Source organism: Streptomyces sp. TN58, assembly GCF_001941845.1.
Lineage (GTDB): Bacteria > Actinomycetota > Actinomycetes > Streptomycetales > Streptomycetaceae > Streptomyces.
The window spans coordinates 6,007,912-6,031,137 of the sequence record NZ_CP018870.1; the positions used below are offsets into that span (position 1 = coordinate 6,007,912).

The following is a 23,226-nucleotide window of genomic DNA, read 5'->3' on the forward strand; positions in this document are numbered from 1 at the left end:
CGTTCCTCCCGCATCGTTTGGTTGCGGGTTCAAGCAAACAGCGCCCAACCCCCTCGCCGCTGGCAGGAATCCGACCCCGCGTTCCCCCGGCCCGCGAACGACGGAGGCCCCACCGGGAGTGATCTCCCGGCGGGGCTCCGTGTGACGCTGGACCGTGCTATCCGATGGTCAGGTACTTGTCCCAGGCGTCCTCGTCGACGCCGCTCGCGCCACCGACCGCCGTCCTCCCGCCCATGTAGAGCCACTGCTTGCCGCCGGCGTCGACGGCCCAGATGTCGGGGATGCCGTCACCGTGGACGTCAGGGGTGCCGAGGATCTTCGGAACGGCGCTCCGGCCCCAGCCCGTGGTGGCGTAGCCGTAGTCCTGCCCGCCCAGGGCGCTCGCTCCGTCCTTCAGGGAGACGAGGTCGACGCCGCCGTTCGCGCCCGGCTTGCCCTTGCGCAGGACGAGGCCGCGGTTGGGGTTGGCGTTGTCGCGGAAGAGCAGGTCGGGGACCTTGTCGCCGGAGATGTCCCGGACACCGACGATGTCGCGTGAGTCCCAGACCGTGTTGGCCACCTGCTTGTAGGAGGCGAAGCTGGCTCCCGAGTATCCCGAGAACATCCACAGCACGTCGCCGGCGATGGCGAACAGGTCGGGTGTGCCGTCGCCGTCCACGTCTTCGCTGACGACGATCTGGCGGAAGGTCGCCGGGTCAGGCGCGTTGGCGGGCAGCAGGATCTCCATGCGCCGGCCGACGTCGAACTGGCCGGTACCGATGCCCGGGTAGAGGTACATCTTGCCGTCGGGCATCCGTGCGATGACGTCGGTCAGCCCGTCGCCGGGGAGCCAGTCGGTGGAGTGACCGATGAGTGCCGACTTGCCGGAGGTCGCGTCCTTCCAGTGGCCGCTGACGGGCGTTCCGTTGTCGAGGGTGGCGAGGACGCGGGCGTCGGTGTCGCCTTGGGAGTCACCGGCGTAGGTGAGCAGGTCTCCCTTCTCGTCGACGGCCAGGAGGTCGGGGTGGCCGTCGCCGGTGACGTCGCCGGGCTTGTCCAGCCCGGGCCTGGCCTTGACGAGGAACTCGTAGGCGGTGTGGCCGGACACGTTGCCGGACTTGCTTACCGTCCGGACGTAGAGGACGTTGGGACCGGTGGTGTCGACCTGCATCTTGATGGTCGCCTTGTCACTGGCATCCGGTGCGGCCTTCTTGTCGAAGAGCGGACGGTTCAGGCTCCACTGGTACTCCTGGACGTCACCGGCCTTGGCGCCGTTACCGGAGAGGTACAACGCCTGGTCCGGGGTGCCGGCATGGTTGAGGCTCCAGTTGGTGCCGTTACCGCTGGGCGGGAAGTCCGTCGAGTCGACAGCCGGGTTGGGCGGCACGCTGTGGCTGACGGTGAAGGTGCACCAGCCCCCGCCACCCGAATCGGCCGGTCCGCTGCCGGGCGACCACCAGCCGTCCTTGTCCCTGGCGCGGGCAAGCCACCAGTACTGCTTGCCGTCCTCGAACTCGTCGAACGGCACTTCGGCGGTGACGAAGCCCTCGCTGTTGACACGCAGCCATTGGCTGTAGACCTTGGCGTTGTCGCCTCCCCACACCTCGATTCCGATTTCGTGCAGGTTCTGCTGGTCGGTCCTGTCGTCGCGGTCGGTGCCCTGGACCTGGAAGGTGACGTTCGTCTTGCCGATGGCGGTGCCGGCACCGCTGGTCAGGCATGGGCCGCCGGGGTAGGTCTTCATGTTCGCCGCGACAGGGATGTTCGGGGGAGTGTTGTAGACGATCTCGATGTAGGGAGCAGTCTCGCCGTTGGCGATGAACTTCTTCCAGTAGTACGAGTTCGACTCGTTCGGGGCGGCGAACCCCAGCGACATGGCTCCCCAGCCGTTGCTCGCTGCATGGCTCACGAGGCCCTTGACGTCGGGCGCGATCCAGTTGTCGGGGCACGAGCTGTTGTACCCGTACCCGGAGTTCTCGCTGGTGACCTTCCAGTTCCAGAAACCGGTCGTGTTGTTCCACGTACTCGACGAAGTGATGAAGGGGGTCGAGTAGATGTCCATCGGCTTCTGGTCACAGGACCACGAGTACGTCTGCAAGGCGCGCACGTTGGCCGCCAGGATGGCGGCGCCGTGCAGCTCGCTGCCGAATTCGAAGTTGAAGATGGAACGGGACGTGCCACCAGTGGTGGACTCGTACCCGACGCGTGCTTCGTTCGTGCCGCTCGCGTTGTAGTTCTGCCCGTTGTAGAAGCTCGAATTGCCTTCCGTCTTGTAGAGCAGCGTCCAGGAGTGCTTGTGCCTCTTGAACGAGGGGTCGATGAACACCGGGTAGACGGTCTGCGGGTCGGTCAGCAGCGAGCTGTCGGGCGTCAGGGAGAGCGTGCCCTCGGTGAGGTTCGCCTTGACCGGCCGCAGGCGGGCTCCTTCGGCGCCGGCCAGGCCGGGCAGCCCGAGCGTAGGGTGCTGCTTCGCCGCATCCGACGGCTTCCACGCCGCAACGGCATCGGTGGTGGCGACCTTGCCACTGGAGTCCCACGACATCGGGCTGGGGGAACCGGCGATCTCTTCACCCTTGGCGTCACGGGCACTGATCGCACCCGACTCGGCGTCCAGCTGGAACTTCATGTCGGGCGAGGTGAGGCGGTACTTCAACTCACCGAGCAGCGGGTCGGCCGCGGCCCGCTTGTCCTTGACGACCAGCAGGTGTGAGTATCCGCCGTCCTGAGCGGTCATCACCAGGTCGATGCCGGGACGGACGTTCTCATAGAGCGCCCGAGGACCGTCGATGACCGGCGCGGGCAGGGTGCCGGGCCAGCTCACGACCATGTCGTGACCGTCGGTTTTCAGGCGGACCAGTTCGGTCCACGCCTGCCCCGGTGCGTCCTGTCGCAGTGCCACTCGACTCACACTGCGTGAGGCCCGGTCCCCGCCGGCCCCCTGCTGGCCGGTACCCCCGCTGAAGAACACACGGCCGTTGACGGCCTTGGCCGCGTAGCCGCCGTCGACTCTCGCCAAGTCGGTGTCGATGGGCTTCCACTTGCCGTCCACCTCGGCACGAAAGGCCGAACCGTGGACCTCCTTGCGGAACGAGCCGTCCGGACGGGCCCAGGTCGTGGTGTTCGCACTACGCGCGGCCGTGGCCTCCACCTCCTCACCGGACTCCGCGGCAAGGCGACGCGCCTGGTGCTCGGCGATCGGCGTGTCCTGACCGGACCGGTCCCGAGCATCCCCGCCGATGACGTGCACCCCGACGGGCACCGCGATGGCGACGGCAAGAAGGGCGGCGATACCTCCCAAGGCCCGGCGACGCCGGTACCAACGAGGTGTTGCCACAGCAACGACTTCTCTTTCAGCCGCCTTCGGCGGGCTTTCGTCAACGGGCTCACTGACAGACACAGGCGTACTTCTCCCCCCTCGGGCAGCGCGGTTCCGCAGCCCTCGGTACTCACAAATGATTCCGGCCATCGGCCCGAAACGCGAAGGGCTCACTCCCCGTTCGCCGTCCGCGCACAAGATGCGCGAGCCGAGCATGAACCATCACGCCGACAACCGCACCCGTGGTGCCGAGCGTCCGGCGTGCCGTTAACTGCCGATTCGCACCCAATAGCCCAGGGTGTGCAGTAGTTAAGGTGACAAAGCCCACACCGGATATCGGAACCGTGACTTTTCCATCCCCCTACCCGCACAATCAGCTGGCTATTTGTCAGTTTCCTGTCGTCCATGTGCCCATGCCGTGGCGGCAGCTCGTGGGGGGGTCCACATGTCGCCGCTCTCGGCGAACAATTTCCGCCTGCCCGGAAACAGAAGGGCCCGCGCGAGACGCGCGCGCCTTGCCGGGCGCACCGGCATCACACTGTCCGTGGTCCTGGCCGCAACTCTTCTGCCCGCCCCTGCCTGGGCGGCACCACCGGGCGACCGCACCGGTGTCCAACTGCCTGGCCTCCAGCAGGACATCAAGGCCAAGATCGACCAGGTCGCGGCCGCGAAACTGCAGGGCTGGGACGGTGGCGCCGCGGCGCCACCCCCGGGGTACGAGCCCTCCAGGGTGACTCCCCCGGCGGCTGGTGCCGAACCCGTGGCGCTGAATCCGGAGAACGGGAATCAACTGGTCCAGGCGGGCGGTCTGCCTATCAGCATCGGCAAGGCCTCGCCGACCGAGAGCAATCCGACGCCGCCGGCCCCGGCCGGGACCTGGTTGGTAGCAGTCGAAGCACGGACCGTCACCGAGTCGGCCGGCATCGACGGCGCGATCATCAAGGTCACCCCCCCGGCCGGCAGCTCGACCCCGGTCGACGTGCAACTCGACTACAAGAAGTTCGAGGACCTCTACGGCACCGAATGGGCCACCCGCCTGGAGCTCAAGCAGCTTCCCGAGTGCTTCCTGACCACGCCTGAGCTTCCCCAGTGCTCCGCCGCCGTGGACGTTCCGAGCACCAACGACCCCCACGCCGGGACCGTCCGGGCAACCGTCGACCCGGTCGCCGTGCCCGCCCAGGGCCTGCGCACCATGACCGGTGGCGGCGGCGCGATGGTCCTGGCTGCTTCCGACGGAGGTTCGGGCGCGGGCGGCACCTACAAGGCCACCTCGCTGTCTCCTTCGGGCAGTTGGTCGGCGGGAGGAAGCGGCGGCGGGTTCTCCTGGACGTATCCGCTGACCGTGCCTCCGAACCCCGCCGGACCCGAGCCGAAGATTGCCTTCTCCTACTCCTCGCAGGCTGTGGACGGCAAGACGTCCGTGGCCAACGGGCAGGGTTCGTGGATCGGTGACGGCTGGAGCTATGAGCCCGGTTACATCGAACGCCGCTACCGGGCCTGCTCGGAGGACCGCGATGCGTCAGGGGGTGCGCCGAACAACGACAACAGCACGGACAAGAAGAAGGGTGACCTGTGCTGGGCCGGTGACAACCTCGTGATGTCGCTCGGCGGCACGACCACCGAGCTGGTCCGCGACGCCGCATCGGGGCAGCTGGTTCCGGCGGCTGATGACGGTTCGAAGATCGAGCGGATGTCGGGCAGCGCCAATGGCGCGAAGGACGGCGAGTACTGGGTCGTCACCACCCGCGACGGCACGCGGTACCACTTCGGACGCCACAACGTCGGCACCCACGGCGACGGAGCTTCGCCGCTGACCGTCACCGACTCGGTCTTCACCGTTCCTGTCTTCGGCAACCATCTCGGTGAACCCTGCCACCAGGCGGCGTACGCCAACTCGTCCTGCCGCCAGGCCTGGCGCTGGAACCTCGACTACGTCGAGGACGTCCACGGCAACGCCATGGTCATCGACTGGCAGCCGGAGCAGAACCGCTACGCCAAAAACGCGAAGTTCAAGGAGAAGAACGCAGCCGAAGTCGGCTACACCCGAGGCGGCAACCCCACCCGGATCCTCTACGGGCTGCGCGCGGACAACCTCGCTGGAAATCCGGCAGGCCGCGTCGAGTTCACGCTCGCGGAGCGGTGCATCGAGGAGGGCGGCGTCAAGTGCGGCAATGATCAGTTCGATTCGAAGAACTACGGTGACAAACAGCCGTGGTGGGACACCCCGTCCACCCTTCACTGCAAGATGGACGCAGAGAGCTGCTACGTCTCCGCGCCGACGTTCTGGTCGCGCAAGCGCCTGACCGGTGTCACCACCTACGGCCAGCGAACCGAAGGCTCCACGGCTCTCTCCAAGGTCGACCACTGGTCGCTGACCCAGTCGTTCCCGAAGCAGCGCACCGACACGCACCCCCCGCTGTGGCTCGAATCCATTACCCGTACCGGCTACGGCACCGCGAGGGACAGCAGTGACAACCTGATCGGGATCCCGTTGCCGCCGGTGTCCTTCCTGGCCAATGCCCAGGACATGCCGAACCGCGTCGCGAAGAGCGCCAGCGACGCGACCCCCGACTACGACCGCCTCCGCGTGGAGACCATCCGCAACGAGACCGGGGGCGAGACGTACGTCGACTACTCGGCTCCCTGTGCGGTGGGTGCGTCCCACCCCAAGCCGGAGGCCAACACCACCCGCTGCTTCCCCGTCCACTGGTCCCCGGACGGCGACCTGGAGAAGCCGCCGCTGGAGTGGTTCAACAAGTACGTCGTCGAGAAGGTCGTCGAGAAGGACCGCGTCGCCCGCCAGCCTGACGTCACCACCAGTTACACGTACGAAGGTGACGCGGCCTGGGGCAAGGACACCGACGAGTTCACGAAGCCGGAACTGCGCACCTACAGCCAGTGGCGGGGATACGCATCGGTCGTGGTGACCAAGGGCGTCACCGCCAACGCGGGCAAGCCCGACGCCACGGAGCAGTCCCAGACGCGCACGCGCTACTTCCGCGGCATGTCCGGAGACGGTGGTCGCGCAAAGGTCAGGGTCAAGGACTCCACCAACGCCGAGGACCTGGGAGAGGACCTTCTCCAACTGCAGGGACAAGCAGCGGAAACGATCACCTACACGAAGGCGGGCGGCAGCGTCTCCTCGCGCGTGATCAACTGGCCCTGGAGCCAGCGGACAGCCACTCGTCCGCGACGTGGCACCACGGACCTGGAGGCCTTCCGTACCGGCACGGCCCGTTCCGACGCGTTCCAGTCGATCGAGGGCGGGACCCGCATGGTCCGTACCCAGAACACGTTCGACGAGGAGGCCTACGGTCTGCCCAAGACGGCGCAGGCTGAGGTGCTGACATCGAACGGCACGGGATGGACGTCCTCGGAGCAGAACTGCACCACCACCACCTACGTGCACAATACGGCGAAGCACATCATCGGACTCGCCCAGAGGACACGCAGCACGGTCGGTGACTGCGGCAAGGCGGACACCGGGCAAGTCCTCACGGACACCCGCACCTCCTATGACGCCCTGAACGCATTCGGTACCGCCCCGGTGAAGGGGCTGCCGGTCCAGGTCGACACCCTCGACGGCGCCGGCACCGGATGGATCACCACGGCCCGCACCGAGTACGACGCCCTGGGGCGCCCGACCAAGGTCTACGACGCGGCCGGCAATCCGACGTCCACGACCGTCAGCCCGCCCACGGGCCCGGTCTTCTCCACCATGATCACCAACGCCCTTGGCCACACCGTGACGGCGAAGTCCGATCCCGGCCGTGGCAGCGTGCTGGAATCCACCGACGCCAACGGCCGCAAGGTAAGCACGGCCTACGACGCACTGGGCCGCACGACCGGAGTGTGGACTCCCTCCCGGAAGCCGGGCACGGACAAGGCAGCCTTCGTCTTCTCGTACGACATATCCGTTCACATGCCGCCGACCGTGATCAGTGGCGCCCTGCGGGACAACGGCACCTACGAGAACACGGTCACCGTCTACGACGGGCTTCTGCGCCCGCGCCAGACCCAGAAGGAAGCGCTGGGCGGCGGCCGTCTGATCACCGACACGCTCCACAACGCGAGCGGTGCCGTGCGGCAGACCAACAACGCCTACTACGCGGAAGGGGAACCGGACAAGAAGATCTTCGTCCCGGAGACCGTCTTCCACATCCCCAACGCCACCGCGACCGCCTACGACGGCCTCGGCCGCGCGGTGCGCTCCACCACTCTTCACGAGGGCACTCCGCACCACTCGGCCGTCATGACGTACGGCGGGAACTGGACCATTCAGCGCAGCGGGATGTCGGCCGACGGAACGACCCCGCTGCCGGGCAGCGAGGCGACCAGGACCTGGACCGACGCGCTGAACCGCACGACGCTGATCCAGAAGTTCGCGGCGGTCGACCTGACCACTTCAACCGACACCAAGTACGCGTACGACGTGCGGGGCAAGCTGGCCAAGGTGACCGACGCGGTCGGCAACGACTGGACGTACTCCTACGACGCCCGCGGTCGCCTGATCGGTGCGAGCGACCCCGACCTGGGAATCTCCTCCTTCGGCTACAACAACCTCGACCAGCAGGTCTGGGCCGAGAACGCGGCAGGGCAGAAGACCTTCACCAACTACGACAAGCTGAACCGCAAGACCGCCGAGGTGGAGGACGCCCCGAACGGCACTCCGGTCGCCACCTGGTCCTACGACACGCTGCCGGGGGCCAAGGGCCAGCCGGTCGCGTCGACCCGGCGCACCGGTGACGTCACGGTGACCAGCAAGGTCACCGGCTACGACTCCGAGTACCGGCCGACCGGCACCACCCTCACCATCCCGGACGGCGCAGCCACCAAGGGCCTGGCCGGCACGTACGCCTACACCACCACCTACACCCCCACCGGCAAGGTCCAGTCCACCACGGTCCCGGCCACCCCGGGCGGCCTCGCCGCCGAGAAGCTCATCACCCGCTACAACGAGGAGGGTGCGCCGATCACGATGTCGGGTCTCTCCTGGTACACCGCGGAGACGGTCTTCAGCCCGTTCGGCGAGGTACTACGCACGGCATCCGGCAAGGCGCCGCATCGGGTGTGGACCACCAACCTCCACGATTCGGCCACCGGCCGTGTCACCGACACCATCGCGGACCGCGAGACGGCCGGACCCAACCGGATCAACGCCCGCTCCTACAAGTACGACGTTGCAGGCAAGATCACGTCGGTGACGGACAGCCAGGCCGGTGGCCGCGTCGACCGCCAGTGCTACACGTACAACACGCTGGGGCAGCTCACCAAGGCGTGGACCGGCAAGACGGAGAACTGCGCCGGCCCCAGTCTGAATGACGTCACCCCCGGCCCCGACGGCGACGGCTACTGGCAGGAGTACGAGTTCGACGCCATCGGTAACCGGACCAAGCTCGTCAACCGCGACCTCACCAATGCGGCACTGGACGACACCACGACCTACTCGTACGGCGTCCAGGTGGCGGGCAACGGCACGCTGCCGCCGGTCAAGGCCCATCCGCACGCACTCACCGAGGTCAAGCAGACCACCAAGTCCCAGAACTCGACGGTCACGTCGCTCTCCATGTACGGATACGACAGCGCCGGCAACACGACCCGGCGGACCATCGACGGCGACACCCAGGTCCTCAACTGGGACCGGCGCAACAAGCTCGCCTCCGCCACCAGCCCTGGCATCGGCGCGGTCAGCGTGACCAGTCTGGCCGGCAAGTGCCTCGACGTCGACGGCGGCAACTCCGCGGACGGCACGCCCGTCCAGGTGATGTCGTGCAACGAGTCCAAGGCGCAGAAGTGGACCCTCAGCGGCGACACCGTCAAGGCTCTGGGCAAGTGCCTCACCGCCAAGGACGGCAAGGCTCGCCTCTATACCTGCGACGGCGGCAAGGAACAGAAGTTCACCTCACGCCCCGACAAGACGCTTTACAACCAGGCCACTGAACAGTGCGTCACCGTCCCCAACGACAACGCCGCCGACGGCAACGACCTCCACATCTACACGTGTGCGGCCGGGGCCGCCGCGCAGCAGTGGGTCTTCAGCGGCAGCAGCACCTCGTACATCTATGATGCCTCCGGCAACCGGATCATCCAGGAGACCGGCAGCAGTCGCACGCTGTACCTCGGTGAGGCCGAGGTCACGGTCAACCTGGCCGGCCAGGCCGTCGATGCCGTCCGCTATTACACCGGCGTCGGAGCCCATACCACGGTCCGCCAGACCAAGGGCAAGACCACGGGCCACGCCCTGACCGTCCTGTTGAACGACCGCCAGGGGACCGCCACCACCATGGTGGAACAGGCCGCGGACCAGAAGGTCACCCACCGCAAGGCCGACCCCTACGGCAATCCCCGGGGCCCCCAGGTCGGAAACTGGGCGGGCCGGCGCGACTTCCTCGGGACGGGCACGGACGACAGCGCGACCCGTCTCACCCACATCGGTGCCCGTGAGTACGAACCCGCGAACGGCCGGTTCATCAGCGTCGACCCGATCATCGACATCACCAACCCGATGCAGATGAACGGGTACGTGTACGCGAACGGCGACCCGGTCAACCAGATGGACCCCACCGGGCTCGAAAGCTGCTACCCGAACTACTGCGCCGGCACCAACGGCACCTACGGGGACTACAAGGAGGAGAACGACCCGGAGGTCGAGCGGAAGAGGAATTCGGGGGGCGGCCCCAAGGGTGGCCCCAAGGGCGGTTCGAGCGGCGGCACCAAGAGCACCGTCAAGCTGGTCCTGGCAGGAAAGACCCTTCCCACTCAGGAGCAACTGCTCGCGCAGGGCTATTGGCCCACCCGGACCTACCAGGAGAACCTGGGGCGCTGGGCGAACGGATACTGCTCATCCAGCGGTGCTGCGGAGAGGCAGGAGTTCTGCGACACGGCGAGCAGAATCGGCCTTACCAGTCCCAGTGGCGACTGGATGGAGGCGCTGGGAATTCGAAACCTCTGGGAATGCGCCAAGGACGTCGGGTGGAACAAGAACTGCGGAATGGCCGCCGTGGACGTGACGATCACGATCGGAACGGGTCTCGTCGGCAGGGCCGCGAAAGCAGCAAACGCAGGCAGGGCGGCGACCGGAGCGGCGGTCAATGACGCCGTCGACGTAGCCATCGCCTGCCTCAGCCGCAACAGCTTCACCGAAGACACGCCCGTCCTGATGGCTGACGGCACCACCAAGGAGATCGAGGACGTCGAAGTCGGAGACAAGGTCCTGGCCACGGACCCGGTGACGGGAGAGACCGTACCGAAGACGGTCACCGCCGAGATCCTGACGAGAGACGACAAGCAATACGTCGACCTGACGATCGGGGCCGGGGAAGTCGACCCCGTCATCACGACGACGGCGCACCACCCGTTCTGGTCGATGTCTGCAGGTGCCTGGGTCGATGCGGGTGACCTCAAGGCCGGCATGACCCTGCGCACGGACGACGGGCGCGCGGTCTCCATCGCTCGGACCCGTTCCTACCGTGCGGACCAGACGACGTACAACCTGACTGTTTCCGACCTCCACACGTATTATGTACTCGCCGGGAACATGCCAGTACTGGTTCATAATGACGGTGGCAGTGATCTGGTAACCGTGGGGCGCTGGATGTCGACGGAGGAGCATCAGAAGATGCTGCATACGGGAATGGTTCAGGCGGGGGCGGGGGACAGGACCTTCGTGGTATATCCGGCCAGTCCCGATGCATACATTTCTGCGCGACCTGGTTCCGTCTATGTAGAGTTCGATGTGCCGCACTCTCTTCTGTCTCCGGGTGGAAGACCAGGTGACTACAAGCTCTCCGGTCCGGCATCTCTTGACGCTCGACTTGCAGCCAAGAAGGGCCTGCCGGCGCCGCAGTTGCCGGCAGCCGAAAATATTCGACTCGGAGGTGGATCGGGATGCCCCTAGGGGTTTCTCTGCTGGCAAGTGCGCAAGAATGGATCCATGCGTGCAGTGACGAGGTGCGCCAAAGCGGTGTAGCGATGGAGATCAATAATTCTCCTGTCGATCGAGATCTGCGATCCATTCAGTGGATTCTAGAAAGCTCGGACAAATTTGGAGAGATTATTCTCTGGGAGAGCGGGGAAGCTGAGGTCAGCTTCGCCGTAATCGAGACGAGCGAGGTCCGCGCCGAGCATCGCGCTATCACGAGCCGGGCAGAGCTCGAAGATGTCTTGACGGAAGTCCTGCAATGGGTGATCGGTTCGTGTGATTGAGTACTGATCATTCGTTCCGAAAGACCCGGAAGCCCCGCCGGAGTGGAATCTCCGGCGGGGCTTCCGGGCGTCTTGCCGGCAGTAGTTGACGGCAACGTCAGCGGACGAGCGCTGCACAAAGCGGTGGCTCGTCGCCGTCGTCGGGGACGGTGGCTGCCTCGGAGGACTGTCCGAGGGTGCGTCCGAGGAGGTCGATGGCGTCGCGTTGGAGGCGGAGCCGGACGTGTGCGTGGACGGTGGCGGTGACGCCGATGTGGGCGTGGCCGAGGAGTTCCTTGATCACGACAAGGTCGAGCCCTGTTCCAGGAGCAGGGTGGCGGTCGAGTGCCGGAGGTCTTGGAAGCGGATGCGTCGGAGTGCGGCCAGGTCGAGGAAGCTGCGGGAGCGGCGGGTGAGGTTGACCGGGTCGAGAGGTTGGCCGGTAGGGGTGGCGAAGACGAGGCCGCTCTCCCGCCAGGCTGACCCCGCTGTCCCGCGCCTTGTCCTGCTGGTATTTGTGCTCCTTGAGGGAGCGCAGCCATTCGGTCGGGAGCGCGATACGGCACTCAGACGCCCGGGTTTGGTGGGCAGACGCGTGAGGCCGCCGGTGCGGGTCCGCTGGAGCGAGCGCCGGACGCTGGCCGTTCCAAATGTGAGGTCGAGGTCTTCCCAGAGGAGGCCCAGGAGTTTGCCCTTGCGGAGTCCGGTGCGCAGGGCGAGTTCGTACAGCGCGTGGAGCCCGTCCGAGCGGGCGGCGTCGAGGAACTGACGAGCCTCCGTCGCAGGGAAGCGCCTGGGCTGGTGCTTGAGCCGCTGAGCGAGGGCTGAAGGACTTTCTCGGCGGGGAACCGCCAGGCGTGTCGAGATCACCCTCACCGCCGATGGCGGGGCCGCGTCGCCGGCGACGGTACGGGGCCCGCAGTCGGGCACGCCGGCCATGGCGATGGCCCTCCGTTGGTGACTCGGCCAACCGAGCATGGAGGCATTGCCGAGTGCCTAGCTGGCCTGTCGGTCGGCGTGGACTTTGCGGCTCGCCGGAGAAACGGGTGGAGACCATGCGTGGCGGCGCGACGTGTTCTGGCGGGGGCGGGGAGTCTGGTCCCGCAGGGACGAGGACCACCGAGCGAGGAGCGCAGAGGTATGGCCGAGCTGACACTGACCACCTTCGTCACGCTGGACGGCGTGATGCAGGCGCCGGGCGGGCCCGACGAGGACCGCAGCGACGGGTTCGAGTACGGCGGGTGGGCAGCGCCGTACATCGACGAGGGGATGGGGGAGTTCGTCACCGAGGTGTTCGGCCGGGCCGGGGCGTTCCTGCTCGGGCGGAAGACGTACGAGATCTTCGCCGGCTACTGGCCGGAGCACGACGAGCCGGGCGACCCGGTGGCGGGCGGGCTGAACCGGCTGCCGAAGTACGTGGCCTCGACCACCCTCAAGGAGCCGGCCTGGGGGCCGGCGACCGTGCTCGACGGGGAGCACCTGCAGAGCGAGATCGTCCGGGTCAAGGACGCGCTGGAGGGGGACCGGGAGCTCCAGGTGCACGGCAGCGGGCAGCTCGCGCAGTGGCTGCTCGCCCGGGACCTGGTCGACGAGATCAATCTGCTGGTCTTCCCCGTGGCGGTGGGGGCCGGGCGCCGCCTCTTCCCCACAGGCGGCCTGCCGACCGCCTACGAGCTGACGGGCTCCCGTACGACGTCGGCCGGTCTGGCCATCCACACGTACCGGCCCACGGGCCGGGCCTCCTTCGGCACCGTCGGCAACTGAGAGGGCTCACCCGGTCGGATGCCACCGGAACCAGTGGTCGAGTCCGTCGGCGTGGTAGCGGCCGCCCCCGTCGAATCCCAGCTCGCCGATCAGGCGACGCGCTTCGGCGGACGGCCGTCGGTGCGGGCCGAGGAGATGCGTCAGCTCGTCGTGGCGGGCGCCGATGCCACCGAGGCCCGGATGGCTTTCGGGGTCGGCCGCACCGGCTCGTAGCGCTGGTTCCAGGTGGCGAAGACCGCCCACTGTTCGCACTCCAGCGCCGCGGCGCAGCGCCCCCGTCGTACAGGTCGAGCGCGCCGTACACGCGCCGGAAGCCCCGCGCGATCAGCTGCTGCTCGTCCCGGGCCCCGGCCACGCGGCCTACCGCCGGTCCAGGGCCAGTTGGACCACGCGGCCCTCGCGGAGGACCAGGAGGTCGGGGGCCTCGTGCTCGTAGTGGCGGATGCGGCCGACCGGGCCCGGCGGGCGGATGTGCGGGGCCAGGAGCAGCAGGAGGTCCTCCAGCTCCGGCAGCTGCTCCTCGTGGATCTCCTGGCGGGCCGTCAGGGCCCAGCCGCCGCGTTGCGCCGGGCCGAACTCGCCCACGAGCATGCCGCCGACGCGCCACGCCGGGCCGTGGTGGGAGAGCAGCCCGTCCCCCGTCAGCTGGCGGCGCACCTCCGCGAGTACGGGCTCGGGCGTGCCGTCCAGCAGGTCGAACGCCAGATCCACGGCGTAGAGATCAGCCATGGGCCCGATGCTACGGGTCGGACGTGAACGGCCCGGAAACAGGTCGCCCCGCATGATCGGCTCCGGTACGGTGTGCCCCGCAACCGTGCGAGCCGTCGACGTCTCCACCTCCCGAGTGTCGTTGGAGACCACCGTGGCCGTCGCCTCACCGCCCGTTCTGCAAGCCGCGCCCCGCCGGGCCTGGGCCGCCGATCTGCCCGTGCTGGCCGTCGCCGTCGTGTGGGGCGGCAGCTACCTCGCCGCCAAGGGCATCACCACCGCGCACACCGTGATCGCCGTACTGGTGCTGCGGTTCGCGCTCGTGCTGCCCGTGCTCGTCCTCGCCGGGTGGGCGCGGCTGCGTGCGCTGACCCCCGCCCAGCTGCGCGGCGCCGGGCTGCTGGGGCTCGTACTCGGCGGGATCTTCCTGCTGGAGACCTACGGGGTCGTCCACACCTCCGCCACCAACGCCGGGCTGATCATCAGCCTGACCATGATCTTCACCCCGCTCGCCGAGGCCGCCATCAGGAAGCAGGCACCGTCCGCCGGGTTCCTCGGGGCCGCTGGTGCGTCCGTCCTCGGCGTCGTGCTCCTCACGCAGGGCGCGGGGGCCGGCTTCAGCGCGCCCGGCCCCGGTGACCTGCTCATCCTCGGAGCCGCGCTCGCCCGCACCCTGCACGTCCTGCTGATGGCCCGGGTCGAGGACGTCCAGGGCGCCGACCCCCTCTCCCTGACCACCGTGCAGCTCGGCGGCGCCGTGCTCGTCTTCGCCCTGCTGGCCGCCCTGCCCGGGACGGGCGCCACCCCGTGGGCCGCCGCAGCCGACTTCGGGCCCGCGCAGTGGGCGGGACTGGCGTTCCTCTCCGTCTTCTGCACGCTCTTCGCCTTCTTCGTGCAGATGTGGGCCGTACGGCGTACCTCGCCCTCCCGGGTCAGCCTGCTGCTCGGCACCGAGCCCCTGTGGGCCGCCGCCGCCGGCATCGCCGTCGGCGGGGAGCACCTGGGCCCCCTCGGCTACGCCGGAGCCGCGCTGGTCCTCGTCGGCACCGCCTGGGGGCGCCGGGCGGTCACCCGGGCGCCGGTCACCCCGGCGCCCGCCGCCTGAGCGTGGCCGGAAAGGGCCGCAGCCGACCGGGGACCACCGCCATAGGGTGGCCGGATGCCCTGCTCACCGATCCGGTCACCGCTCCGCCGGCAGGTCCGGGAGCTCCTCCAGCCGGACCCGGCGCCGCTCCCGCCGCGACAGCTCGCAGGCCTCCGCGACGCGCAGCGCGGCCAGGGCCTCCCGCCCGTCGCAGGGGTTGTCCGTCTCGCCCCGCACCTGCCGTACGAAGGCGTCCAGCTCGGCCTCGTACGCCGGGCCGAAGCGCTCCAGGAAGCCGGTCCACGGCTTGCTCGCCGCCGGCGGCCCGTTCGGTTCGGTCGAGGCGATCGGCGTCCGGTCGTCCAGTCCCGCGGAGACCTGGTCGCGCTCCCCGGAGAGCTCCATCCGCACGTCGTAGCCGGCGCCGTTGCACCGGGTGCCCGTGGACGTGACCAGGGTGCCGTCGTCCAGGACGAGGACCGCCGCCGCCGTGTCGACGTCCCCCGTCTGCCGGAACTGCGGCGGACCGGCGTCCGACCCGGCCGCGTACACCTCCACCACCTCGTGCCCGGTCACCCACCGCACCATGTCGAAGTCGTGCACCATGCAGTCCCGGTACAGCCCGCCCGAGGTCGCCAGGTAGTCGGCGGCCGGCGGCGCCGGATCCGACGTCGTCGTCCGTACGGTGTGCAGCCGGCCCAGGGCGCCCGAGCGAACCAGTTCCCGGGCCGTGCGGTAGCCGGCGTCGAAGCGGCGCATGAAGCCCACCTGCAGCAGCCCGCCCAGGGCCGCCACCTCGCGCAGTACCGACAGGGTGCGGTTCAGGTCCGGGGCGACCGGCTTCTCGCAGAACACCGGGAGCCCGCCGCGTACCGCCCGTACCACCAGCTCCGCGTGCCCGTCGGTGGAGGAGGCCACGACCACCGCGTCCACGCCCCAGGTGAAGACCTGCTCCACGGAGGGCGCGGCGGTGGCCCCGAGCCGGTCGGCGAGGCGTGCCGCCCGCGCGGGATCGGAGTCGGCGAGCAGGAGCGAGCCCGCCTCCGGATGGCGGGCGAGCGTCGCCGCGTGGAACGACCCGATCCGGCCAGTTCCGATGAGCCCGATGCGCATGAACTCAACCTGGCCCCACCAGGGGAACCTGTCAATCCGCTCGCAACGGATCTGCGATCTTCGCGTGCCGATCCGCCATCCCGCCGTGTCGGTCTGCGCGTGCATGCCCCGATGGCCCTTCATGGTCCACTGTGGCGGATACTGGGCGGCTGAAACCGGAATGACCGAATGATGACGGACGGCATGACAGCCGGGACGACGACGAGACGGACGAGGGAAGGGCGCGGCGACGTGGCTAGGGTTCGGACAGGGGTACGCGTCGTGGGCGCGGTGCTCGCGGCGGTACTGGGGGCCTCGCTCGCGGGTTGCAGCAGTACCGGCGGCAAGCGCGCCGAGGAGCGGGCGAAGGCCGCCGAGGCGGGTCGGCCCGCCGTGTCCACCCCGCGCTGGACCTTCGCGATGGTGACCCACGCGGGCGACGGCGACACCTTCTGGGACATCGTCCAGAAGGGCGCCAAGGAGGCCGCGGCGAAGGACAACATCAACTTCGTCTACTCCCACGACGACCAGGCCCAGCAGCAGGCGCAGTTCGTGCAGAACGCCATCGACCAGAAGGTCGACGGGATCATCGTCAGCCTGGCCAAGCCCGAAGCCCTCAAGGACGTCGTCGCCAAGGCCGTCAAGGCGGGCATCCCGGTGATCACGGTCAACTCCGGATCCGCCCAGTCCGCCGCGTACGGGGCCCTCACCCACATCGGCCAGGACGAGACGATCGCGGGCGAGGCGGTCGGCGCCGAGCTGAACAAGCGCGGCCGCAAGAAGACCGTCTGCGTCCTGCACGAACAGGGCAACGTCGGCCACGAGCAGCGCTGCGCCGGAGCGAAGAAGACCTTCTCGGGAACGATGGAGAACCTGTACGTCGAAGGCACCAACATGCCCTCCGTACAGGCGGCCGTCCAGGCCAAGCTCCAGGCGGACCCGTCCGTCGACGCGATCCTCACCCTCGGCGCGCCCTTCGCGGCGACCGCCGTCAAGGCCAAGGAGGCCGCCGGCAGCAAGGCCGAGGTCGACACCTTCGACCTCAACGACTCCGTCGCCCGCGATCTGACGTCCGGCGCCCTCGGCTTCGCCGTGGACCAGCAGCCCTACCTGCAGGGGTACGAGGCCGTCGACCTCCTCTGGCTGTACCGCCACAACGCGAACGTGCTCGGCGGCGGCCGACCGGTCCTCACCGGACCGCAGATCGTCACGGCCGCGGAGGCCGCCGAGCTGGAGGAGTACATCAAGCGGGGCAGCCGATGAGCGCCGCCACCGCCGTCGACGAGCGGCTCGCGCCGTCCTCCCTCGTACACAGGCTGCTCGGGCGCCCCGAGCTGGGCGCGGTCGTCGGCGCCGTCGCCGTCTTCGTCTTCTTCTCCGTCGCCGCCCCCACCTTCCTCCAGGCCTCCAGCATCAGCACGATCCTGTACTCGGCCTCCACCATCGGGATCATGGCGGTACCCGTGGCGATGCTGATGATCGGCGGCGAGTTCGACCTCTCCGCCGGTGTCATGGTCACGACCTCCGCCCTGGTGAGCTCGATGTTCAGCTACCAGATGACCGCGAACGTCTGGGTCGGCGTCGCAGTGTCGCTGCTGGTCACGCTGGCCGTCGGCTTCTTCAACGGCTTCATGCTGACCCGCACCAGGCTGCCCAGCTTCATCATCACGCTCGGCACCTTCCTGATGCTGACCGGCCTGAACCTCGGCTTCACCAAACTGATCAGCGGCACGGTCTCCACCAAATCCATCGCCGACATGGAGGGCTTCCCCTCCGCCCGCGCCCTCTTCGCCTCGAAGTGGGAGATCGGCTCGGTCACCCTCCAGATCACCGTCCTGTGGTGGCTGGCCCTGGTCGCCCTGGCCACCTGGATCCTGCTGCGCACCCGCGCCGGCAACTGGATCTTCGCCGTCGGCGGCGGCGCCGACGCGGCCCGCGCGGTCGGCGTGCCCGTCGTGAAGACCCGTATCGGGCTCTACATGGGCGTCGCCCTGTGCGCCTGGATCTCCGGCCAGCACATCCTCTTCTCGTTCGACGTGGTCCAGTCCGGCGAGGGCGTCGGCAACGAGTTCCTGTACATCATCGCGGCGGTCATCGGCGGCTGTCTGATGACCGGCGGCTACGGCTCCGCCATCGGCTCGGCCGTCGGCGCCTTCATCTTCGGCATGACCAGCAACGGCATCGTGTACGCCCAGTGGAACCCGGACTGGTTCAAGTTCTTCCTCGGCGCGATGCTCCTGCTGGCAACGCTCCTCAACGCATGGGTCCGCAAGCGGGCGGAGGCGAGCAAGTGACCACCGACAGCACCGCCACCACCGGGACGCCGGCGGCGAAGACCGCGCTGGTGAAGCTGACGGGCGTGGCCAAGTACTACGGCAACATCCGCGCCCTCCAGGACGTCTCCCTGGAGGTCTCCGCCGGCGAGATCACCTGCGTCCTCGGCGACAACGGCGCCGGCAAGTCCACCCTCATCAAGATCATCGCCGGGCTGCACCGGCACGACGCCGGCACCTTCGAGATCGAGGGGGAGGAGACCGTCCTCGCCAACCCGCGCGCGGCCCTCGACCACGGCATCGCCACCGTCTACCAGGACCTCGCCGTCGTCCCCCTCATGCCCGTCTGGCGCAACTTCTTCCTCGGCTCCGAGCCCACGAAGGGCCGCGGCCCCCTGCGCCGCCTCGACGTCGACCTCATGCGCCGCACCACCCGCGCCGAACTGCTGCGCATGGGCATCGACCTGCGCGACGTCGACCAGCCCATCGGCACCCTGTCCGGCGGCGAGCGGCAGTGCGTGGCCATCGCCCGCGCCGTCCACTTCGGGGCGAAGGTCCTCGTACTCGACGAGCCGACCGCCGCCCTCGGCGTCAAGCAGTCCGGCGTCGTCCTCAAGTACGTCGCCGCGGCCCGCGACGCCGGCCTCGGTGTGGTCCTGATCACCCACAACCCGCACCACGCCCACCTGGTCGGCGACCGCTTCGTCCTGCTCAAACGCGGCACCATGGCAGGCAGTCACACCCGCGACTCCATCACCCTCGACGAGCTCACCCGCCAGATGGCGGGCGGCTCCGAGCTCGACGAGCTGAGCCACGAACTGGAGCGGGTGGCAGAATCGGGGACGGGCGTCGCGGACGCCACCGCCCGCGGAGCCGGCCTCACCGGCCCGGCGGACGCAGCCGACGACGCCTCCCGCACCACCGCACCCACGAGGGACGACACCACTCGATGAGCACGTACCGGGACTTCACGCTCACCCACCGGGGGTCGGCGCGAGGCACCGTCCTGCGCACCATCGGAACCCGTGAGCGGCGGTCGCACCTGACCGCCCCGCGCGTCCCGACCGTCGGCATCGACATCGGCGGCACCAAGGTGATGGCCGGCGTCGTCGACGCCGACGGGATCATCCTGGAGAAGATCCGCACCGAGACCCCGGACAAGTCCAAGAGCCCCAAGGTCGTCGAGGACACCATCGTCGAGCTGGTCCTGGACCTCTCCGACCGGCACGACGTGCACGCCGTCGGCATCGGCGCGGCCGGCTGGGTCGACGCCGACCGCTCCCGGGTCCTCTTCGCACCCCACCTGGCCTGGCGCGACGAGCCCCTGCGCGACGCCCTGCAGTCCCGGCTCGCCGTCCCCGTCATGGTCGACAACGACGCCAACACCGCCGCCTGGGCGGAATGGCGCTTCGGCGCCGGACGCGGCGAGGACCACCTCGTCATGATCACGCTCGGTACCGGCATCGGCGGCGCCATCCTCGAAGGCGGCCAGGTCAAGCGCGGCCGGTACGGGGTCGCCGGCGAGTTCGGCCACATGCAGGTCGTCCCCGGCGGCCACCGGTGCCCCTGCGGCAACCGCGGCTGCTGGGAGCAGTACAGCTCCGGCAACGCCCTCGTACGCGAGGCCCGCGAGCTGGCCGCCGCCGACTCCCCGGTCGCCTACAACATCATCGCCAAGGTCGGCGGGAACGTCGCCGAGATCACCGGGCCGCTCATCACCGAGCTGGCCCGCGAGGGCGACGCCATGTGCGTCGAACTGCTCCAGGACATCGGCCAGTGGCTCGGCGTCGGCATCGCCAACCTCGCCGCCGCCCTCGACCCGTCCTGCTTCGTCATCGGCGGCGGCGTCAGCGCCGCCGACGACCTGCTGATCGGCCCCGCCCGGGACGCCTTCCGCCGCCATCTCACCGGCCGCGGCTACCGCCCCGAGGCCCGCATCGCCAAGGCCCAGCTCGGCCCCGAGGCGGGCATGGTCGGCGCCGCCGACCTCGCCCGGCTCGTCGCCCGGCGCTTCCGCCGCGCCACCCGCCGGCGGGTCGAGCGCTACGAGCGCTACGCGCAGCTGGGCCAGCTCGGCCGCAGGCGCGAGACCGCCGCACCCACGGACTCCAAGGACGACCCCCAGTCGTGAACCCGCCCACCCTGCCCCACCAGGCCTCCGCCCCCGACGAGGGCGGCATGCCGCAGCCCGCCGCCGAGGACCGCAGGCACGTCGTCAGGCGCCGCTGGATCACCGCGGTCATCATCGTGCTGCTGATCGGCGTACCCGCGGGCTACCTGGCGATCTCCACCCAGCAGAGCCGCGAGAGCGGCCGCGACAAGGCCGCCAAGGTCGGCGCGTCCAAGGTGCGCCCCGGCTGGCCGTCCAAGGTGCAGCGCAGCATCTACGAGGTGCCGATCCCGCCGAAGGCGTGGAAGGTCGGCTTCCTGGAGACCAACAACTGGCGCACCAGCCGGCTCTTCACCCAGTTCGCGGTGACCCCGGCCGACCTGGACGCCTTCCTCGCCTCCGTCGGCACCAGCCGCGACGCGCTGGTCGCCGGGGACGTCACGATCTCCCCGCACGACGCCGAGGTCGCCGGCTGGAGCTGGAGCCCGCGCGCCCTCTGGTACGGAACCACCCTGGAGCAGGCCGACCCGCGCCCCAGCCGCGACATCACCGTCGACCTCACCGACCCTGAGAAGCCCAAGGTGTACGTCGTCTCCACGACGACCCCCTGATCGCCGGACGCCCCCTTAGCCTGGGATCATGAAGCTCACCAAGCGGCTGCACTCCTGCGTCCAGTTGGAGAAGGACGGGCGCACGCTCGTCATCGACCCGGGCGCCTTCAGCGAACCGGACGCGGGCCTGGGGGCGGACGCCCTCCTGGTCACGCACGAACACCCCGACCACTTCGACGAGGGCCGGCTGCGGGCCGCCCTCGACGCGAACCCGGCGGCAGCCCTGTGGACCCTGCGCAGCGTCGCCGAGCGGATCGCACCCGCCTACCCCGGCCGGGTGCACACGGTCGGCCACGGCGACACCTTCACCGCGGCCGGATTCGAGGTGCAGGCGCACGGCGAGCTGCACGCCGTGATCCACCCCGACATCCCGCGGGTCACCAACGTCGGCTACCTCGTCGACGGCTCCCTCTTCCACCCCGGCGACGCGCTGACCGTGCCCGGGGTCCCGGTGGAGACCCTGATGGTGCCGGTACACGCACCCTGGAACAAGGTCTCCGAGGTGATCGACTACCTCCGGGAGGTGAAGCCCCGCCGGGCCCTCGACATCCACGACGCCTACCTCGCCGACATCGCCCGGCCGATCTACGACTTCGCCCTGGACAAGCTCGGCGGCACCGACCACGGGCGGCTCCCCGCCGGGGACAGCGCCGAGCTGTAACGGTCACTGTCGGTGCCGGGCGGTAGGTTGGCAGGTATGCGTATCGCCACCTACAACGTCAACTCCATCACCGCCCGGCTGCCGCGCCTGCTGGCCTGGCTGGAGAGCTCCGGCACCGATGTCGTGTGCATCCAGGAGACCAAGTGCTCGGCGGAGCAGTTCCCGCACGAGCAGCTGCGCGAGCTGGGCTACGAGGCCGCGGTCAACGCCACCGGCCGCTGGAACGGCGTGGCCCTGCTCTCCAGGGTCGGCCTGGAGGACGTGGTCGTGGGACTCCCCGGCGGCCCCGACTACGAGGGCGTCCAGGAGCCCCGCGCGATCTCCGCCACCTGCGACGGGGTCCGCGTCTGGTCGGTGTACGTGCCCAACGGCCGGGAGGTCGAGCACGACCACTACGGCTACAAGCTGGACTGGTTCCGCGCCCTGGCCGCCGCCGTAGCCGAGGACGCGGCCGGCCCGCGCCCCTTCGCGGTGCTCGGCGACTTCAACGTGGCACCGACCGACGAGGACGTCTACGACCCGGCGGTCTTCGCGGGCCTCACCCACGTCACCCCGGCCGAGCGGGCCGCCCTGGAGGCGCTGCGGACGGCCGGCCTCTCGGACGTCTTCCCGCGCGCGCTGAAGTACGACCGCCCGTACACCTTCTGGGACTACCGCATGCTCGCCTTCCCCAAGAACAAGGGCATGCGCATCGACCTCGTCTACGGCAACGAGCCCTTCACCAAGGCCGTCACCGACGCGTACGTCGACCGCGAGGAGCGCAAGGGCAAGGGCGCCTCCGACCACGCACCGGTCGTCGTCGACCTGGACCTGGCCCGGTAGACCCCGACGGCCCGCCGAAACGGACCAGGCGCGCCCTGTGGCCAGCGGCGGGTCCTGGTGCGACGCTGGGCGGTATGAACATCCCTTTCCTGGACAACTGGCTGAACCGGCGTGAAACGGAACAGGGTGCGGGGCTCGCGGCCGCCCTCGTGGACGACCCCGAGGGCGTCGCGGAGTTGTTCTCGGAGTGCGAGATGCTGCGGGTCCACGCGCGGGCGGCCGGGCTCGAACTCGACGAAAGCCCGGTCTCGTTGGAGGCCCTCGACCAGCTGATGCCCCGCTGGCGGCGCGACCCCGAGGTGGTGCCCTGGCTCGGCAACGACGCGGGCTTCTACCTCGGAACCGTGATCGTCCGGACCGTCCCGGGGGCGGCCTGGAAGGTGTGGCCCAACGGCCAGCCGGTGATCCGGCTGGCCTCGGGCCGCGAGCTGAACGTGATCGAGTCGGGCGTCTCATGGGCGATGACCGGCTCCCCCGAGCTCAGCCAGGCGTACGCGGAGGCGTCCGAGGGCTGACCGGCCCGCACCCGGCGGCTACGGCGCCCCCGCAGTCGGCGACCCGGCGGCCGCGGCCGGGGAGGCAGGCGGCGTGTCGCGGCGAAGTGCCCTGCCGCAGCTGGATA

General features: G+C 69.3%; 18 protein-coding genes. 13 read left to right on the forward strand and 5 right to left on the reverse strand.

Going from position 1 to position 23,226, the window contains the following annotated elements; all coding sequences use genetic code 11:
* Positions 1-157 precede the first annotated feature (157 nt).
* On the reverse strand, positions 158-3,313 hold the full coding sequence (locus BSL84_RS27150; protein ID WP_159393561.1) for a DNRLRE domain-containing protein: 3,156 nt from the start codon (positions 3,311-3,313) through the stop codon (positions 158-160).
* Between the two features lie 526 nt (positions 3,314-3,839).
* Between BSL84_RS27150 and BSL84_RS27155 the strand changes: the two genes are divergently transcribed.
* A complete protein-coding gene (locus BSL84_RS27155) occupies positions 3,840-11,192 on the forward strand; it encodes a polymorphic toxin-type HINT domain-containing protein (RefSeq protein WP_234363526.1) in 7,353 nt (2,450 codons plus the stop codon).
* Entirely contained in the window at positions 11,183-11,500 is a 318-nt protein-coding gene (locus BSL84_RS36235; RefSeq protein WP_420718791.1) for an immunity protein TriTu family protein, read from the forward strand. Before BSL84_RS27155 ends, BSL84_RS36235 begins: the two co-directional genes overlap by 10 nt.
* A gap of 97 nt (positions 11,501-11,597) precedes the next feature.
* On the opposite strand, the gene BSL84_RS37825 is transcribed toward BSL84_RS36235, so the two are convergent.
* Together BSL84_RS37825 and BSL84_RS37830 are read right to left on the reverse strand one after the other, a co-directional pair.
* A complete protein-coding gene (locus BSL84_RS37825) occupies positions 11,598-11,783 on the reverse strand; it encodes a hypothetical protein (protein WP_075971331.1) in 186 nt (61 codons plus the stop codon).
* Positions 11,780-12,457 carry a tyrosine-type recombinase/integrase gene (locus BSL84_RS37830; RefSeq protein WP_079273307.1) on the reverse strand — a complete coding sequence of 226 codons (678 nt, stop codon included), beginning with the start codon at positions 12,455-12,457 and terminating at the stop codon, positions 11,780-11,782. Before BSL84_RS37830 ends, BSL84_RS37825 begins: the two co-directional genes overlap by 4 nt.
* Before the next feature lie 162 nt (positions 12,458-12,619).
* Here BSL84_RS37830 and BSL84_RS27170 point away from each other — a divergent pair, with 162 nt between their 5' ends.
* Together BSL84_RS27170 and BSL84_RS35680 are read left to right on the forward strand one after the other, a co-directional pair.
* Complete coding sequence (locus BSL84_RS27170; protein ID WP_030036798.1) at positions 12,620-13,243, forward strand: dihydrofolate reductase family protein; 624 nt, start codon at positions 12,620-12,622, stop codon at positions 13,241-13,243.
* 18 nt (positions 13,244-13,261) lie between these two features.
* On the forward strand, positions 13,262-13,456 hold the full coding sequence (locus tag BSL84_RS35680; protein ID WP_158879993.1) for a hypothetical protein: 195 nt from the start codon (positions 13,262-13,264) through the stop codon (positions 13,454-13,456).
* Positions 13,457-13,603: 147 nt separating this feature from the next.
* Here the strand turns inward: BSL84_RS35680 and BSL84_RS27180 are convergent, their stop codons facing one another.
* The gene (locus tag BSL84_RS27180) at positions 13,604-13,972 is read right to left on the reverse strand and encodes a hypothetical protein (protein WP_045322550.1); all 369 of its coding nucleotides are present in this window, start codon (positions 13,970-13,972) and stop codon (positions 13,604-13,606) included.
* 133 nt (positions 13,973-14,105) lie between these two features.
* Here BSL84_RS27180 and BSL84_RS27185 point away from each other — a divergent pair, with 133 nt between their 5' ends.
* Positions 14,106-15,056 (forward strand): DMT family transporter, encoded by a 951-nt coding sequence (locus tag BSL84_RS27185; protein ID WP_045322558.1) that lies wholly within the window; start codon positions 14,106-14,108, stop codon positions 15,054-15,056.
* Positions 15,057-15,131: 75 nt separating this feature from the next.
* On the opposite strand, the gene BSL84_RS27190 is transcribed toward BSL84_RS27185, so the two are convergent.
* Complete coding sequence (locus BSL84_RS27190; RefSeq protein ID WP_075971333.1) at positions 15,132-16,148, reverse strand: Gfo/Idh/MocA family oxidoreductase; 1,017 nt, start codon at positions 16,146-16,148, stop codon at positions 15,132-15,134.
* Positions 16,149-16,409: 261 nt separating this feature from the next.
* On the opposite strand from BSL84_RS27190, the gene BSL84_RS27195 reads away from it, so the two are divergent.
* The 8 genes from BSL84_RS27195 to BSL84_RS27230 all read left to right on the forward strand — a co-directional run bounded on the left by BSL84_RS27195 (position 16,410) and on the right by BSL84_RS27230 (position 23,119).
* Complete coding sequence (locus BSL84_RS27195) at positions 16,410-17,390, forward strand: sugar ABC transporter substrate-binding protein (protein ID WP_030030276.1); 981 nt, start codon at positions 16,410-16,412, stop codon at positions 17,388-17,390.
* The gene (locus BSL84_RS27200) at positions 17,387-18,421 is read left to right on the forward strand and encodes an ABC transporter permease (protein WP_075971334.1); all 1,035 of its coding nucleotides are present in this window, start codon (positions 17,387-17,389) and stop codon (positions 18,419-18,421) included. Before BSL84_RS27195 ends, BSL84_RS27200 begins: the two co-directional genes overlap by 4 nt.
* Positions 18,388-19,353: an ATP-binding cassette domain-containing protein gene (locus BSL84_RS27205; protein ID WP_234363527.1), complete on the forward strand. Its 966-nt coding sequence runs from the start codon at positions 18,388-18,390 to the stop codon at positions 19,351-19,353. The genes BSL84_RS27200 and BSL84_RS27205 overlap by 34 nt, the downstream gene beginning before the upstream one ends.
* Positions 19,350-20,531, forward strand: a complete 1,182-nt coding sequence (locus BSL84_RS27210; protein WP_045322552.1) for an ROK family glucokinase — start codon at positions 19,350-19,352, stop codon at positions 20,529-20,531. The genes BSL84_RS27205 and BSL84_RS27210 overlap by 4 nt, the downstream gene beginning before the upstream one ends.
* A gap of 47 nt (positions 20,532-20,578) precedes the next feature.
* Positions 20,579-21,121, forward strand: a complete 543-nt coding sequence (locus tag BSL84_RS27215; protein ID WP_075972254.1) for a hypothetical protein — start codon at positions 20,579-20,581, stop codon at positions 21,119-21,121.
* Positions 21,122-21,149: 28 nt separating this feature from the next.
* Complete coding sequence (locus BSL84_RS27220; RefSeq protein ID WP_075971336.1) at positions 21,150-21,782, forward strand: MBL fold metallo-hydrolase; 633 nt, start codon at positions 21,150-21,152, stop codon at positions 21,780-21,782.
* A gap of 36 nt (positions 21,783-21,818) precedes the next feature.
* Positions 21,819-22,604 (forward strand): exodeoxyribonuclease III, encoded by a 786-nt coding sequence (locus tag BSL84_RS27225; protein WP_075971337.1) that lies wholly within the window; start codon positions 21,819-21,821, stop codon positions 22,602-22,604.
* Between the two features lie 74 nt (positions 22,605-22,678).
* Positions 22,679-23,119: a DUF6278 family protein gene (locus tag BSL84_RS27230; protein ID WP_030027881.1), complete on the forward strand. Its 441-nt coding sequence runs from the start codon at positions 22,679-22,681 to the stop codon at positions 23,117-23,119.
* The last annotated feature ends 107 nt before the right edge of the window (positions 23,120-23,226 follow it).